Below are 15,436 nucleotides of genomic sequence, written 5' to 3'. Positions count from 1 at the left end.
GCCTACGCCTCCGGGATCTCGAACTTGCTGGTGCGCTGCATGCCGGCGGCGCGTCCCTTGCCCGCGATGACCAGCGCCATCTTGCGGCTGGCCTCGTCGATCATCTCGTCGCCGAGCATCGCGGAGCCCTTCTTGCCGCCCGCCTCGGACGTGCAGTACTCGTACGCGTCCAGGATCAGCTCGGCGTGGTCGTAGTCCTCCTGCGAGGGCGAGAAGATCTCGTTGGACGCCTCGACCTGACCGGGGTGCAGCACCCACTTGCCGTCGAAGCCGAGCGCGGCGGCGCGCCGGGCCACCTCGCGGTAGCCGTCGACGTTGCGGATCTGCAGGTAGGGGCCGTCGATCGCCTGGAGGTTGTTGGCGCGGGCGGCCATCAGGATCTTCATCAGGATGTAGTGGTAGGCGTCCGCCGGGTAGCCGGGCGGCTGCTCGCCCACGACCAGCGACTTCATGTTGATCGACGCCATGAAGTCGGCCGGGCCGAAGATGATGGTCTCGACGCGCTGGGAGGCCTGGGCGATCTCGTTGACGTTGTTCAGGCCCTGCGCGTTCTCGATCTGCGCCTCGATGCCGATCTTGCCGACCTCGAAGCCCATGGTCTTCTCGATCTGCGTCAGCAGCAGGTCCAGGGCGACGACCTGCTGGGCGTTCTGCACCTTCGGCAGCATGATGCAGTCGAGGTTCGGGCCGGCCCCCTCGACGACCGTCACCACGTCCCGGTACGTCCACTCGGTCGTCCAGTCGTTGACGCGCACGACCCTGGTCTTGCCCGTCCAGTCGCCCTCGTTGAGGAACTTGACGATGGTGTGCCGCGCCTCCGGCTTGGCGAGCGGCGCGCACGCGTCCTCCAGGTCGAGGAAGACCTGGTCGGCCGGGAGGCCCTGCGCCTTCTCCAGGAAGCGGGGGTTCGAGCCCGGGACGGCCAGGCAGGAGCGCCGCGGGCGCAGTCGGTTGACCTGGGGAGCAGGGCTGGTCATGCGGGGACCTCCAGGGGGTCGAGCTTGTTCGCTTTCCGGATCTCGTCGACGATGCGGCCGATGATGCCGGTGATGTCGAAGTCCTTCGGGGTGAAGACCGCGGCCACTCCGGCGGCCCTGAGCTGTTCGGCGTCGCCACTCGGGATGATGCCACCGGCGATCACCGGTATATCTGTGGCACCGGCCACACGGAGCCGCTCCAGCACGTCCGGCACCAGCTGGGAGTGCGAGCCGGAGAGGATGGACAGGCCGACCGCGTGCACGTCCTCGGCGAGGGCCGCGTCCACGATCTGCTCCGGGGTCAGCCGGATGCCCTGGTAGACCACCTCGAACCCGGCGTCGCGGGCCCGCACGGCGATCTGCTCGGCGCCGTTGGAGTGCCCGTCCAGGCCCGGCTTGCCGACCAGGAAGCGCAGCTTGCCGACGCCCAGGTCGCGGGCGGTGGCGTCCACCTTCCGGCGGACCTCGGCGAGGGCGGTGCCGGCCTCCGCGGTCACCGCGACCGGCGCCGACGACACGCCCGTGGGCGCCCGGAACTCGCCGAACACCTCGCGCAGCGCGCCGGCCCACTCGCCGGTCGTCACCCCGGCGCGGGCGCACTCCAGGGTGGGCTCCATCAGGTTCTCGGTGCCCTTGGCGGCCTCCTTCAGCCGCTCCAGCGCCTTGCAGGGCCGGGGGTGGTTGAAGGGCGGCTGGTAGCGGGTGTCGCGCCAGTGCTGGAGCGAGGCGATCACGCGGGCCTCGACGGCCGGGTCGACCGTCTGGATGGCCGTGTCCAGGTCGGCGGTCAGCGGGTTCGGCTCGGTCGTCTCGAAGATGTTGACGCCGACGATCTTCTCCTCGCCGGACTCGATACGGGCCCGGCGGGCCGCGTGCGAGGCGACGAGCTGCGACTTGAGGTAGCCGGACTCGACGGCCGCCATCGCGCCGCCCATCTCCTGGATGCGGTCGATCTCGGCGAGCGACTGCTCGACCAGCTCGGCGACCTTGCCCTCGATCACCTTCGAGCCCTCGAAGATGTCGGCGTACTCCAGCAGGTCGCTCTCGTACGCCAGCACCTGCTGCATGCGCAGCGACCACTGCTGGTCCCACGGCCGGGGCAGGCCGAGGGCCTCGTTCCACGCGGGGAGCTGCACGGCACGCGCGCGGGCGTCCTTGGAGAGGGTCACGGCCAGCATCTCCAGGACGATCCGCTGGACGTTGTTCTCCGGCTGCGCCTCGGTCAGGCCGAGGGAGTTGACCTGGACCCCGTAGCGGAAACGCCGCTGCTTGGGGTCCTGGATGCCGTACCGCTCGCGGGTGACCTGGTCCCAGATCCGGCCGAAGGCGCGCATCTTGCACATCTCCTCGACGAACCGCACGCCGGCGTTCACGAAGAAGGAGATGCGGGCGACGACGTCGCCGAACTTCTCGGCGGGCACCTGCCCGGAGTCGCGCACGGCGTCCAGCACCGCGATGGCGGTGGACATCGCGTACGCGATCTCCTGCACCGGCGTGGCGCCCGCCTCCTGCAGGTGGTAGCTGCAGATGTTGATCGGGTTCCACTTCGGGATGTGGGAGACCGTGTACGCGATCATGTCCGTCGTCAGGCGGAGCGACGGCCCCGGCGGGAACACGTGCGTGCCCCGGGACAGGTACTCCTTGACGATGTCGTTCTGGGTCGTGCCCTGGAGCCTGGTGATGTCCGCGCCCTGCTCCTCCGCGACGACCTGGTAGAGCGCCAGCAGCCACATGGCCGTGGCGTTGATCGTCATCGAGGTGTTCATCTGCTCCAGGGGGATGTCCTGGAACAGCCGGCGCATGTCACCGAGGTGCGAGACCGGCACCCCGACCCGGCCGACCTCGCCGCGGGCGAGGACGTGGTCGGGGTCGTAGCCGGTCTGCGTCGGCAGGTCGAACGCCACCGACAGGCCGGTCTGGCCCTTGGCGAGGTTGCGCCGGTACAGCTCGTTGGACGCTTCGGCCGTGGAGTGACCGGCGTACGTGCGCATGAGCCACGGCCGGTCCCTGTCCTTGCGCGCCTGCGGCGCCTGACGCTCAGTCATGTGCGATACCTCCGCTGTCCTCAGATGTTGCGGAAGCGGTTGATGGCGTCGACGTGCTTGGCGCGCATCTCCTCGTCGTGCACGCCCAGGCCCTCCTCGGGGGCCAGGCACAGCACGCCGACCTTGCCCTGGTGGAGGTTGCGGTGCACGTCGTAGGCCGCCTGCCCGGTGTCCTCCAGGGAGTAGACCTTGGAGAGCGTCGGGTGGATCTTGCCCTTGGCGATGAGGCGGTTGGCCTCCCACGCCTCGCGGTAGTTGGCGAAGTGCGAGCCGATGATCCGCTTCAGGGACATCCACAGGTAGCGGTTGTCGTACTCGTGCATGTACCCGGAGGTCGAGGCGCAGGTGGTGATGGTGCCGCCCTTGCGGGTGACGTACACGCTGGCGCCGAAGGTCTCCCGGCCGGGGTGCTCGAAGACGATGTCGATGTCCTCGCCGCCGGTGAGCTCGCGGATGCGCTTGCCGAAGCGCTTCCACTCCTTCGGGTCCTGGGTGTGCTCGTCCTTCCAGAACCTGTAGTCCTCGGCGTTGCGGTCGATGATCGCCTCGGCGCCCATCGAGCGGCAGATGTCCGCCTTCTGCGGCGAGGAGACGACGCAGATCGGGTTGGCGCCGCCGGCCAGGGCGAACTGGGTGGCGTAGGAGCCGAGGCCGCCGGAGGCGCCCCAGATCAGCACGTTGTCGCCCTGCTTCATGCCGGCGCCGTTGCGGGAGACGAGCTGGCGGTAGGCGGTGGAGTTGACCAGGCCGGGCGCGGCGGCCTCCTCCCAGCTCAGGTGGCCGGGCTTGGGCATCAGCTGGTTCGACTTGACCAGGGCGATCTCGGCGAGGCCGCCGAAGTTGGTCTCGAAGCCCCAGATGCGCTGCTCGGGGTCGAGCATGGTGTCGTTGTGGCCGTCGCTGGACTCCAGCTCCACGCTCAGGCAGTGCGCGACGACCTCGTCGCCCGGCTTCCAGGCGTTCACGCCCGGGCCGGTGCGCAGGACCACGCCCGCGAGGTCGGAGCCGATGATGTGGTAGGGCAGGTCGTGGCGCTTGGTGAGCTCGCTGAGCTTGCCGTACCGCTCCAGGAACCCGAAGGTCGACAGCGGCTCGAAGATCGAGGTCCAGACGCTGTTGTAGTTCACCGAGGAGGCCATGACGGCCACCAGGGCCTCGCCCGGGCCCAGCTCGGGCAGCGGCACCTCGTCGAGGTGCAGCGACTTGCGCGGGTCCTTCTCGCGGGTGGTCATGCCCGCGAACATCTCCGTCTCGTCCTTGTGCACGGTGATCGCGCGGTACGACTCGGGGAGCGGCAGGGCGGCGAAGTCCGCCGACGTGGAGTCGGGCGACTGGATCGCGTCCAGGATGTCCTTCACGGTCACGGTGTTGCCTCCGGCGAATGGCGTCTTGAGGGGAGACGCTGAGGGTTACGTCGGTGCTGCTGAGGGTGTGAGGTGGGCCGTCGGTTCGGCGGGTGGTGCTTGCTGGCAGCGCTTTGTGGCGCGGAAGGGTGCCTGTGACGCAGGCGTCCGGGCGCGCAGGCCAGGGGCTTGCGGGGACAGCCGGCGTACGCGAGGTCTCTGCACGCCGGCCGCCCGGACATCTTCAACGTATGGCACGCCGTGTCACGTGACAAGGCACTGGGTGCCAGAAATTGCCCTCAGATGAAATCTTTACGTAACAAATGAGCGATGATCGATCGAACGCGGGCCGAAAGCTATCCGAAAAGCGCCTCTGACATGGCAAAACGGCCACCCCGAGGGGTGGCCGTCATCACAGCGGCGACGTGTCCGAGGGCACCTAGGCACCCCGTCGCCGGGGGCGCTCAGCGGGCCTTGAGCGCCTCCTCGATCGTCCGCATCACCTCGTCCAGCGGGGCGTCGGTGCGGGCCACGGTGACCAGGACCTCGCCGTAGGCGGAGACCGCGGCCGGCGCCGCGGACTGCGCGGCCGGGCCGCGCCCGGCCCCGATGCCCGTCCCGAACGTCTTGCGCACGATCGCGAAGGCGTGGTCCAGCTGCGCCTCCACGTCACCCTGCCCGCCGGCCCGCAGCCAGCGCCGCAGGACATGGTTGTGGGCGGTGACCACGGCGGACGCGGCGACCTCCGCCAGCAGCGGATCGTCGTTGGCGTCGTCGTCGTGGGCGTGCTCGTCGAAGTGGCCGAGGAGGTAGCGGGTGAAGAGGCGCTCGTAGCGGGCCACCGACGCGATCTCCGCCTCGCGCAGGGTGGGCACCTCGCGCGTGAGCTTGTAGCGGGCCACGGAGATCTCCGGCCGGGCCGCGTACATCTTCATGACTTCCTTGATGCCGCGGCACACCGTGTCGAGCGGGTGCTCGTGCGCCGGGGCCGCGTTCAGCACGGCCTCCGCGCGGATCAGGGTGTCGTCGTGGTCCGGGAAGATCGCCTCTTCCTTGGAGCGGAAGTGACGGAAGAAGGTGCGGCGGGCGACTCCGGCCGCGGCCGCGATCTCGTCGACGGTGGTCGCCTCGTAGCCCTTGGTAGCGAACAACTCCATCGCCGCGGCCGCCAGTTCCCGGCGCATCTTGAGCCGCTGGGCCGCGGCGCGGCTGCCCGCGGCACTCTCCGGCGCGTCGGGCGTGGCTGGGGTACGTGAGGACTTGGCGGGCTGGGACATGACCCGAACGTACTGCATGCGTGCAGCGTGCCGCGCAGGTACCGGGGTTCCCCCGCCCTGGCCGGACGGGGGACCGCCCTGGCCGGACGGGGGAGGACCGGACGGCACGGGCGGGGGAGAGCCGCGCCGGGCGGCAGGGGGGCGGCTGCCCGGGCCGAGCAGCCCGCCCCAGTCCGTCTCGCCCGCAGGCCGGTCGCCCGGGCGCTTACCGCCGGGCATATTCGCGGAAGCCGCGGCCGGTCTTGCGGCCGAGGCAGCCCGCGGCCACCAGGTGCTCCAGGAGCGGGGCCGGCGCCAGGCCCGGGTCGCGGAACTCGCGGTGCAGCACCTTCTCGATCGCCAGGGAGACGTCGAGCCCGACGACGTCCAGCAGCTCGAACGGGCCCATCGGGTAGCCGCCGCCCAGTCTCATCGCCGTGTCGATGTCGTCGAGGGAGGCGTAGTGCTCCTGGACCATCTTGACCGCGTTGTTGAGGTACGGGAACAGCAGGGCGTTCACGATGAAGCCCGCGCGGTCGCCGCAGTCCACGGCGTGCTTCCTGATCTTGGCGCAGACCTCGCGGACCGTCGCGTGGACGTCGTCCGCGGTCAGCACCGTACGGACCACCTCGACCAGCTTCATCGCCGGCGCCGGGTTGAAGAAGTGCATGCCGATCACGTCCTGCGGGCGCGAGGTGGCGCGGGCGCAGGCGACGACGGGCAGCGAGGAGGTGGTGGTGGCCAGTACCGCGCCCGGCTTGCAGACCTTGTCCAGCGCCGCGAACAGCTGCCGCTTGACCTCCAGGTCCTCGGCGACGGCCTCGACGGCCAGGTCGACGTCGGCGAAGGCGTCGTAGGAGCCGGCCGCGGTGATCCGCTCCAGCGTCTGCGCGGCCCCCTCGGCCGTCATCCGCCCCCGGTCCACGGAGCGCGCCAGCGACTTGCCGATACGGGCCTTCGCGGCCTGCGCCTTCTCCTCGCTGCGAGCGGCCAGCACGACCTCGTAGCCGCCCTTGGCGAACACCTCGGCGATGCCGGACGCCATGGTGCCGGAGCCAGCCACGCCGACGGAGCGGACCGGACGGCCCGGGGTGAGGTCCGCGCCCTCCAGCGGCGTCAGCGCGTCCCGCACGACGGTGGCGCTGCCGGGAGCCTCGTAGGTGTAGAAGCCGCGGCCCGACTTGCGGCCGGACAGGCCCGCCTCGCTGAGCTGCTTGAGGATCGGGGCGGGGGCGTGCAGCCGGTCGCGGGACTCGGCGTACATGGCGTCCAGGACCGTGCGGGCGGTGTCTATGCCGATCAGGTCGAGCAGGGCGAGGGGGCCCATGGGCAGACCGCAGCCCAGCCGCATCGCGGCGTCGATGTCCTCGCGGGAGGCGTACTTGGCCTCGTACATCGCGGCGGCCTGGTTGAGGTAGCCGAACAGCAGCCCGTCCGCGACGAAACCGGGCCGGTCGCCGACCGCGACCGGCTCCTTGCCCAGTTCCAGGGCGAGGTCGGTGACCGCGGCGACGGCCTGGGGCGCGGTCAGCACCGAGGAGACGACCTCGACCAGCTTCATCGCCGGGGCCGGGTTGAAGAAGTGCAGGCCCAGCACGCGCTCCGGGCGGGCCGAGTCGGCGGCCAGCCGGGTCACCGACAGCGCGTTGGTGCCGGTCGCCAGCACCGTCTCCGGGCGCACGATCGCGTCCAGCTCACGGAAGACCTGGTGCTTGATCTCGTACGACTCCGGGACCACCTCGATGACCAGGTCGGCGTCGGCGGCGGCGCTCAGGTCGGTGGAGGTGCGGAAGCGGGCGAGGACGTCGGCGCGCTCCTGCTCGGTCAGCCGGCCCCGCTCCACGGCGCGGGCGGTGGCGGCCTCCAGCGCGGCGACGGACTGGGCGGCCGCGGCCTCGCTGACGTCGATGCCGACGACCTCGCGGCCGGCCTTGGCGAGGACCTCGGTGATGCCGGTGCCCATGGTGCCGAGGCCGACGACGGCGACGGTCTTGATGGGGGACAGAGGGGTGTCGGACAGGGGAGTGGCCATCGCGGGACTCCAGAAGATGAGGGTGACGACTGGGAGCGCGCCCGGCGCGCCGCGGAAGGGCGCACCGGGTGCGGGAGATATGCGGGTGTGGCCGGGCTGCGAGCGCACACGCCCGGTGCCGTCGATGCGGGGCGCGCACACGCCCGTGGAGCGACGGCCGATCCGACCGGCCCTGTCCCGGAGCCGCGTCGTACTGAGGTACGCGATGTACCGAACCGACTTCCCCCACTGCCCCGAGGGCGTGGGAGGTGCCTGTCCCGACGGCTGCGTCACCAGGCCGTCGCGAGCAGGTGTGCGAGTGGGTAACTCGCTCGTCTGAGCCTAACCGGTGGGTAACGAGCGCGCCAGCCCCCGGAATGTGGCGTACGCCTCGCCCCCGACCGCGCCCCCCGGCGACCGGCCGACCCGGTCAGCCGCCGCGCAGCAGCGTGCCGATCTCCCGCTTGAGGAAGGCGTCCTGGCAGAACTCGAAGTGGTCCACCCGGCGCATGTCGAAGACCTGCCGGATGCCGCGCTGCCGGGCGCGGGCCACGACGTCGTTGAAACGCTGTTCGAAGTGCAGGGAGAAGAACACCCGGGTCCTGTCGCTGATCGCCCTGATCCGTTCGAGACGCCTGAAGAACAGCTCGTACTGGCCGTCCGGCTGCCAGTAGTCCCACAGGTCGGCCGCGTAGCGCTGGACCTGGGCGAGATCCTTGCCGCTGATCTTGTGCAGGTACTCGCAGAAGTTCTGGAACTCCACGAGCGCCTCCGGGACCTGCGCGATGCGCTTCAGCTCCGCGAGGGGCCGCTCGGGATCGAGGTGGGCGACCTTCCCCGAGATGACCATGGTGGAGTGGTTGATGTTCGGGTCGAGCAGCAGCACGGCACGTATCTTCGGCTGCCGCTCCGGATGGTCCCGCCACAGTTCGGCCAGCCGGAACAGCATGTCGCAGCCGACGGAGAACCCGACGAGCGTCAACCGCTTGTACGGGTACTGCCGTTGCAGGTTGTTGATGGCTCCGCTGATGAGGTCGGCGTGCACCGCCATGCCGATGGGGCGGTAGCGGCCGTCCCGCGCCTCCTCGGCGTTGTGCCCGAACAGGGTGATGGCGGCGGTGTGCTGCCGGGCGACGTTCATGAACGGCCGGAAGTCGTCCGCGTCCAGTCCCAGGCCGTGCAGCAGGACGACGAGATCGGGCGACTCGGTGGCGCGTTCCAGGTACCACAGCTGCCGTCCGATGACGGCGTTGTCCGACGGCAGATCCTCCTCGAAGTCGTCGGCGTGGATGTCGAAGAAGTTCCGGACCACCTCGCGCCGCAGCTCACGGCGTTGCTCTGCGAGGCCGCGCGCCCACCAGGCCAGCGAGAAGACCGCCGTGACGGCGAGGATCACCAGCGTGCCGCCGGCGACGACGTGGCTCCAGCTCCAGGCGATCACCGCCCGGGCCTCGTCGCTGTAGATGCCGATGGCGGCGCCCGTCACGCCTCCCACCACCGCCACGGCCGGCCTGTGCCGGCCGACGAACGCGGCCGCTCGCTCGATGAGCAACGACAAGCGGATCATCGAATTCCCCCGAGGATTTCCATCATGGCTCTGTCAGGACGGCCAGCTCCGGGCGCACGGTGACTTCCCCGATGAAGTGCGCGTCGGACACGTCGGCGATGTGCAGTGGCTCGGTGCTGCCGTCCCGGTAGGCGTGCACGGTGCACCCCTTGCGGGTGAGCGCGTGGCTGAGCTCCATGACCAGCAGCAGACTCGGGGCGCCCAGCGCGCTCGTCACCCTCCGGACGAGCGTCCGCCTCACGTCCTCGCCGTACTGGTAGAGCACGAAGTTGCAGGTGACCACGTTGAAGGAGAAGGACTTCAGGAAGCCTTCCAGCCGCGGCGAGTCCAGCAGGTCGAGCGGCCGCAGCAGCACTTCGTGCTTCGTCCGCGCGGCCTGTTCCAGCGACCACAGCACTTCCTCGAACCGCTGCTCGTAGTAGTCGGACGGCCCGTGGCAGGTGCGCACCCACTCGACGGTGGGCAGCGGGGCGCGATCCACTCCGCAGGCCAACTCCAGGGGGATGGGCCGGAAGGCGGGCGCCGCCGGGTTCCAGCGCAGGTCCCCCGCGAAACGCCGGAAGATCACCTCGTTGTTCAGCTGCCTCGGGAGCAGTCCGATGCTGGTGCCCAGGTCGAGCAGGCGGACGCGGTGGATGCCGCGTGCCTCCGCGAAGGCGCCGATGACGAGCTGCGGGAGCAGGAAACGCCGCGCGCCCGTGTACGAGTTGGAGTGGCTCTCCATGAGACGGGCGATGGTGTCTCCCCGCTCCTGGAACAGCCGGGCGAGCGAGGTGACCCGGCGGGCGAGCGGAAGCTCGGGGTCGAACACCTCCGCCGGCCCGTCGTCGCGCAGCAGCAGGTGCCGCACCGCGATGCCGAGCAGGGTGATGGCGTGGGTGTCGCTGATGTACGGCCGGCCGCGCCACAACGCCGCCAGCACATCGTCGAGCGACGCGGAGTCGCGGGACGCGGCCACCTCCGCGAGACACTCGTGGAACGCGGACCATCCGTGATTGCCCTGCTGGTGGTGGCTCATGTCGGCCAGGGCCTCACGCAACGACGCCTTGCGGGTGAGGAACACGGACCGGTCACTCCTTCACGGACAGGGGGTCACGCGACCGCCGTGCGGTGCGGCCACCGCAGGTGCGCGGGCGCGAGGCCCCGAAACGTGTGGTTCTCTGCGAAACGCTCGACCGCGCCGGTCACGGCGGCGGACGTGCCCAGTCGGCGCAGGCCGGACAGCGCCAGCTCCATCACCGTCCTGGCGAGGCCGGCCACGGCCGGATCCGTCATGCCGTGCAGCGCCGCGTCGAGCCAGTCCTGGCGGGTGGGGGCCAGGGAAGCGGACGCGATGAGGGACGCGGCGGCGTCGGAGGTGGCCGCGTCGTCCATGAGGGCCGCGACCACGGCCACGGGTACCACCCAGTCGTCGGCGCCCTGCGCGTCGATCATGCGCAGCTCCAGGTGCCCGCACGCGCGGACCGGGGCGACCAGGGACTTCAGATGGTGGAAGACGTCGTCCCGGTGCACCGGTCGCGGGCCGCTGCCCCGCAGCCACCGCCTCAGGGACAGCCCGGCGGGCGCCGGTCCCCACACCGCCGCCTGGTCCACGCCGCTGCCCGCCTGACCTGGACAGCAGAACGGCGAGGCCGGGGCGGGCCGGGAGCCGGCGTCCGGCGCCGACCGGATGGCCGTGACCGACGTGTTCAGCGCGTACCGGGTCCATGTCCCGCGCGGATCACCGCCGCAGGGCAGCGGGCCGCTGCGGAACGGGTCCACCTGGAGGCGCAGCATCTGCCGCCCCGAGAGCACGGGCCCCTCGGGTCGGCCCGGAACCCGGGCCACCGGCGAATTGGCGAACATCGCCATCAGCACCGGCCCCAGGCAGTTGGCGATCGACCACCTCCGGGACCTGCCGCGCCATCCGTCGGAGTCGTCCCCCGCTTCCACGTTCACCTGCACGGAGGCGGTGTTGCACAGGAGGGTGTCGCCGTTGCTGAAGTGCGCGTAGTAGCGGCGCAGCGCCCGGTAGCGGGGCAGGGCGACGGTGAAGAGCGGCGGCCGGGTGTCGAGCCCCGCGCCGAGCAGCCGCATCCCCGCCGCGGACGCCCGTTTCCGCAGGACGGCGAGGTCGCCGGTGACGGCCTCGACGCAGTCCCGCAGCGAGTCGTGCGGCGCACTGCTCAGCTCCACCTGCCCGCCGGGTTCCCAGGACACCAGGCTGCCCCCGGGGAGGGGACCCTCGAAGAACCGGGCGAGGAAGGCCAGCTCCTCGTGTGTCGCCCGGCGCGTCGGGTCGTCCACGGGGAGCACCAACCACTCGAGCTCCACTCCTGTCCGCCCCACCCGGCTCCGGGACAGCGAGTGATCGAAGATGAGCCGCGCCGCCTCCGACTCGCTCAAGGCACCTTCCAATGAAGCACGCCCCCCTGCCCCGTTGGATCAACCTGACGTAAATGGATTGACATGTTCCATCTGTGCTCGCTCATTGACGTCGCCGAGCGGGCCGTACAGGAATCTCTCAGGTCGGGTCCTTCTTACCCCTGCGCCGAGAACCTGAAGCGCGGGACGTCATAAAGGGCCGGAAAGCGCGATTCCTGCCCATGCTGACCGGGTACTGGACTATGGTCTGGGGTTACTGACAGTGAATTCATCATCACCCGACCAAGAGAGTGGCCGATTCCATGGCAACTTTTCTCCCTGCTGACTCCTTGACCCCTAAGCGTTTCAAACAGTTGACCTATCTGGAACGTCTGGCTGATACGCGCACCGTGGTCGTGTTCTTCCACGGGCTGGGGCTGGACGCCACGGATTACCAGGGGTATCTGCAGTCACAGGACATCCATGGCATCGCGGTGAACCTGGCGGGCTACGCCCCGGGGGGCAGGGATCACCTCCCGCCCGTGCCCGTGCAGCGCCATGTGGAGATGGTGGCCGCTCTGGTGGAGCGGATCGGCGACGAGTACCCGGACAAGCGGATCGTCCTGGTCGGCTTCTCGCTGGGGGCCGACCTCGTGCTCCAGTTGGCGGAGCACTGGACGGCCGGTCCCCGCCGCCGCCCGTGCGTCTCCGGAGCGCTGCTGCTGGATCCCAACGTGAACCGGTCCACCATGACGATCTCCCGGCTGTTCGCGGCCGCCGACCGCAGCGACCCGCTGCCCGCCCTGAAGAAACTGATCGGCCTCGCTCCCGATCTGGACGGATTCCGAGCGCTGTGCGCCTATGCGAACAGAATCGCCGCGAAGGATTTCGGACAGGTTCATCAGCTTGCTGACGATATGATTCATTACTGGGACGCTGCCGGATATGATCAGTTTGGTATGCGTGTTTCCCGTGTTGCGGAAATCGCGGACACGGTCAACATCGTGCTCTCCGCCGACTACGAGGAACACCTGGCCGAAATGAAGGCCGCCGTGCGACGCCGCACCTCAGCGGCGGCCGGGGTGTCCTTCTCCATCACGGAAATGGATCATTTCGACCTGATCGAGCAGGGTGTTCTCTCGAGAGAGCTGAAATCCATCGGCTGCGAATGACGGCGTCGGCGGTGTTCGCCGGCGGGACTTTCGCGACAGGCCCTGGGGAGGAAGCGGTGCGAGCACACCTGGAGCGCCTGAGACGGGAGTCGGGCGGCTCGCAGCTCTACGAGCGCGTGGCGGGGACCGAGGACCTCGACGAGCTGGCGGACGTGCTCACCGAGCCGGGGCAGCCGCTGTGGGCCAGGGAACTGGCCGCGCTGCGGCTGGGCCTCGCGGGGGACCGGCGGGCCTTCGAGTCGCTCGTGCTGCTGCTGAACCACCGCGACCCCGAGCGCTGCGCGTCCGCCGCCTACGCCCTCGTCCGGCTCCGCGACCCGCGCACCGCCCGCGCGGCGGCCGCCCTCGCCACCAACGAACTGCGCGTCGCCTACGCCCTGCACCCGGTCCGGCTCCTGGTGGAACTGCGCGCCCCCGAGTCCGTGCCGGCGCTCATCACCACCCTGCGGCGCAGGCTCAGCCCGCACGACCCCTACCGCCGGGTGGCCCTCGCCTGCGTGGAGGGACTCGGCGCCCTGGCCGACGCCCGGGCCAGACCCGTCCTCAACGACGCCCTGGCCCACCCGACGCTCGCCGAGGCGGCCGTGCACGCACTGGCGCGGATTCCCCGGCAGCGGTGACTGCCGAACCGTCAGGCCGACACGCCCGGGACGGTACCCTCCACGACCGCCAGCGCCTCGATCTCCAGCAGGAACTCGGGGCGGACCAGCGCGGCGACCTGGACGGCGGAGGCGGCCGGGAGACGGTCGTCCGGTATGTGCTGGGCGCGGGCCTCGCGGATCGCCGGCATGTGGGCCATGTCCGTGACGAAGTAGGTGAGTTTGACGACGTCGCCGAAGGCCGCCCCGGCGGCGGCCAGGCAGCGGCCGAGGTTGGTGAAGACCTGGCGGGCCTGGGCGGCCGGGTCGTCCTGGCCGACGAGCCTGCCGTCCTCGTCGAGGGCGAGTTGCCCGGAGACCGCGACGACACGGCCGGCGGCCGTGACGACGTGGCTGTACTGGGCGGCGGGGAAGACCCCGTCGGGGGCGGTGATCCTGGTCGGCTCGCTCATGCGTCCATCCTGGACCACGGGTCTGACAACGCCCCCGACGGGACCCCGCGGCGGGGCCGTGCTCAGCCGCGGGTGCCGAGCAGGCCGTGCAGCGCCGAGCCGTGGGCGGACGGCGCCGCCGCCCTGCTGCTCAGCGGCTTCGGGTCGGGCAGTTTCTGGCACACCGCGTCGGCCTCGCCGCCGCCGCGCGGCACCGTGCCGTCGGCCAGGTACGCCGCGAGGTACTTGTCCAGGCAGCTGTTGCCGCTGAGCGTGATGCCGTGGTTGCCGCCGCCCTGCTCCACCACGAGGCTGGACCCGGCCAGCATGTGGTGGACGGTGACGCCGCCCTCGTACGGGGTGGCCGCGTCGTCGGTCGCCTGGAACAGCAGCACCGGCGGCAGCTTGCCGTTGGCGATGTTCACCGGCTGCCGCGAGCTCGTCGGCCAGAACGCGCACGGCGCGTTGTACCAGGCGTTGTTCCATGCCATGAAGGGTGCCTTCTCGTACACCGCCCAGTTGTCCCGGCGCCACTGGTTCCAGTCCCGCGGCCAGGAGGCGTCACGGCACTGCACCGAGGTGTAGACGCTGTAGCCGTTGTCGCCCGAGGCGTCGACGGCGGCGAAGTTCTGGTACGCGTCCACCAGCGGGCCGGCGTTCTTGTCGTTCACGTACGCCGCGAACGCCTCCGCCAGATAGGGCCAGTAGCCGTTGTAGTAGCCGCCGGGGATGAAGGTGTCCTCCAGTTCGGCGACGCCCACCTTGCCGCCGGCCGGCTTCTTGGCGAGGGCCGCCCGCATCGCGTACCACTTGGCCTCGATCTGCTCGGGATCGGTGCCGAGCTTGTACGTCGCGTCGTACTTGGCGATCCAGGCCATCAGCGCCCGGTGGCGGTCGTTGAAGGCGTAGTCCTGCGCGAGGTTGTCGTCGTACCAGACGCCCGTGGGGTCGACGATCGAGTCCAGGACCAGCCGGCGTACGTGCTCCGGGAAGAGCTTGGCGTAGACCGCGCCCAGGTAGGTGCCGTAGGAGTAGCCGAAGTAGCTGATCCGCTTGGCGCCCAGCGCCCGGCGGATCGAGTCCATGTCCCGCACCGCGCTGATCGTGTCGATGTACGGCAGCAGGCTCGGGTACTTCTTGCCGCAGGCCGCGGCGAAGGACTTGGCGCGGGCCAGGTTGGCCTTCTCGACGGCCGGTGTACGCGGTACCGAGTCCGGGCGCACCGGGTTGAAGTAGCCGGGGGCGCAGTCGAGGGCGGGCTTGCTCTTGCCCACCCCGCGCGGGTCGAAGCCGATGACGTCGTACTGGGCCGCGACCGCCTTGGGCAGCGAGGAGGCGACGAAACCGGCGAGGGTGAGGCCGCTGCCACCCGGGCCGCCCGGGTTGACCAGCAGCGGCCCCTGGGACTTCTTCGCGGTGTGCGGCACGCGGGACAGCGCGAGCGTGATCTGCCGCCCGTTCGGTTTCCGGTGGTCGAGCGGCACCTTGAGCGAGGCGCACTGCAGTGTCGGGTAGTCGGTGGTGGCGCACTTCTTCCAGGTGAGGGGCGCGGCGGTCGCGGACTGCGCGGTCCTCGGGGCGCTCGCGTCGGCGGGCACGGCCGAGACGGTCCCGGCCACGACGACGGCGGCACCGCACAGCACGGCTGCGCGTTTTCTCATGCGGTCCTCCCAGGACGGAGGTGTTGCGGAA

Annotated in this window: 12 protein-coding genes; 2 read left to right on the top strand and 10 right to left on the bottom strand. The window is 70.5% G+C overall.

What is annotated here, in order from left to right; genetic code table 11:
• Positions 1-2 precede the first annotated feature (2 nt).
• The 8 genes from ACZ5GT_RS30750 to ACZ5GT_RS30715 all read right to left on the bottom strand — a co-directional run bounded on the left by ACZ5GT_RS30750 (position 3) and on the right by ACZ5GT_RS30715 (position 11,584).
• Positions 3-977 (bottom strand): HpcH/HpaI aldolase/citrate lyase family protein, encoded by a 975-nt coding sequence (locus ACZ5GT_RS30750; RefSeq protein ID WP_469032679.1) that lies wholly within the window; start codon positions 975-977, stop codon positions 3-5.
• Entirely contained in the window at positions 974-3,022 is a 2,049-nt protein-coding gene (locus tag ACZ5GT_RS30745) for a protein meaA (protein ID WP_469032677.1), read from the bottom strand. The genes ACZ5GT_RS30750 and ACZ5GT_RS30745 overlap by 4 nt, the downstream gene beginning before the upstream one ends.
• A 20-nt stretch (positions 3,023-3,042) precedes the next feature.
• A complete protein-coding gene (gene ccrA / locus ACZ5GT_RS30740; RefSeq protein ID WP_469032736.1) occupies positions 3,043-4,380 on the bottom strand; it encodes a crotonyl-CoA carboxylase/reductase in 1,338 nt (445 codons plus the stop codon).
• Between the two features lie 449 nt (positions 4,381-4,829).
• On the bottom strand, positions 4,830-5,642 hold the full coding sequence (locus ACZ5GT_RS30735) for a TetR family transcriptional regulator (protein ID WP_469032675.1): 813 nt from the start codon (positions 5,640-5,642) through the stop codon (positions 4,830-4,832).
• 205 nt (positions 5,643-5,847) lie between these two features.
• Positions 5,848-7,653 (bottom strand): 3-hydroxyacyl-CoA dehydrogenase family protein, encoded by a 1,806-nt coding sequence (locus ACZ5GT_RS30730; protein WP_469032673.1) that lies wholly within the window; start codon positions 7,651-7,653, stop codon positions 5,848-5,850.
• Between the two features lie 409 nt (positions 7,654-8,062).
• A complete protein-coding gene (locus tag ACZ5GT_RS30725) occupies positions 8,063-9,199 on the bottom strand; it encodes an alpha/beta hydrolase family protein (protein WP_469032671.1) in 1,137 nt (378 codons plus the stop codon).
• A 22-nt stretch (positions 9,200-9,221) separates the two neighbouring features.
• Complete coding sequence (locus ACZ5GT_RS30720; RefSeq protein WP_469032669.1) at positions 9,222-10,262, bottom strand: hypothetical protein; 1,041 nt, start codon at positions 10,260-10,262, stop codon at positions 9,222-9,224.
• 29 nt (positions 10,263-10,291) lie between these two features.
• On the bottom strand, positions 10,292-11,584 hold the full coding sequence (locus ACZ5GT_RS30715; protein ID WP_469032667.1) for a glutamate-cysteine ligase family protein: 1,293 nt from the start codon (positions 11,582-11,584) through the stop codon (positions 10,292-10,294).
• Positions 11,585-11,865: 281 nt separating this feature from the next.
• Between ACZ5GT_RS30715 and ACZ5GT_RS30710 the strand changes: the two genes are divergently transcribed.
• A complete protein-coding gene (locus ACZ5GT_RS30710) occupies positions 11,866-12,714 on the top strand; it encodes an alpha/beta fold hydrolase (protein WP_469032664.1) in 849 nt (282 codons plus the stop codon).
• Between the two features lie 56 nt (positions 12,715-12,770).
• On the top strand, positions 12,771-13,334 hold the full coding sequence (locus ACZ5GT_RS30705) for an adenylosuccinate lyase (RefSeq protein WP_469032662.1): 564 nt from the start codon (positions 12,771-12,773) through the stop codon (positions 13,332-13,334).
• Between the two features lie 11 nt (positions 13,335-13,345).
• On the opposite strand, the gene ACZ5GT_RS30700 is transcribed toward ACZ5GT_RS30705, so the two are convergent.
• Together ACZ5GT_RS30700 and ACZ5GT_RS30695 are read right to left on the bottom strand one after the other, a co-directional pair.
• Positions 13,346-13,765 carry a RidA family protein gene (locus tag ACZ5GT_RS30700; protein WP_469032660.1) on the bottom strand — a complete coding sequence of 140 codons (420 nt, stop codon included), beginning with the start codon at positions 13,763-13,765 and terminating at the stop codon, positions 13,346-13,348.
• 62 nt (positions 13,766-13,827) lie between these two features.
• A complete protein-coding gene (locus tag ACZ5GT_RS30695) occupies positions 13,828-15,405 on the bottom strand; it encodes an alpha/beta hydrolase (protein ID WP_469032658.1) in 1,578 nt (525 codons plus the stop codon).
• Between the last annotated feature and the right edge of the window lie 31 nt (positions 15,406-15,436).

This window comes from Streptomyces sp. NPDC031340 (genome assembly GCF_055569945.1).
Note: the sequence above shows the minus strand (reverse complement) of the source record. Positions and strands in the feature narration are given on the sequence as shown.

Bases quoted from the DNA above. Each gene is read 5' to 3' on its own strand.
- ACZ5GT_RS30695 (WP_469032658.1), bottom strand. From the start codon at position 15,405: ATGAGAAAACGCGCAGCCGTGCTGTGCGGTGCCGCCGTCGTCGTGGCC.
- ACZ5GT_RS30700 (WP_469032660.1), bottom strand. From the start codon at position 13,765: ATGAGCGAGCCGACCAGGATCACCGCCCCCGACGGGGTCTTCCCCGCC.
- ACZ5GT_RS30750 (WP_469032679.1), bottom strand. From the start codon at position 977: ATGACCAGCCCTGCTCCCCAGGTCAACCGACTGCGCCCGCGGCGCTCC.
- ACZ5GT_RS30735 (WP_469032675.1), bottom strand. From the start codon at position 5,642: ATGTCCCAGCCCGCCAAGTCCTCACGTACCCCAGCCACGCCCGACGCG.
- ACZ5GT_RS30730 (WP_469032673.1), bottom strand. From the start codon at position 7,653: ATGGCCACTCCCCTGTCCGACACCCCTCTGTCCCCCATCAAGACCGTC.
- ACZ5GT_RS30725 (WP_469032671.1), bottom strand. From the start codon at position 9,199: ATGATCCGCTTGTCGTTGCTCATCGAGCGAGCGGCCGCGTTCGTCGGC.
- ACZ5GT_RS30710 (WP_469032664.1), top strand. From the start codon at position 11,866: ATGGCAACTTTTCTCCCTGCTGACTCCTTGACCCCTAAGCGTTTCAAA.
- ACZ5GT_RS30745 (WP_469032677.1), bottom strand. From the start codon at position 3,022: ATGACTGAGCGTCAGGCGCCGCAGGCGCGCAAGGACAGGGACCGGCCG.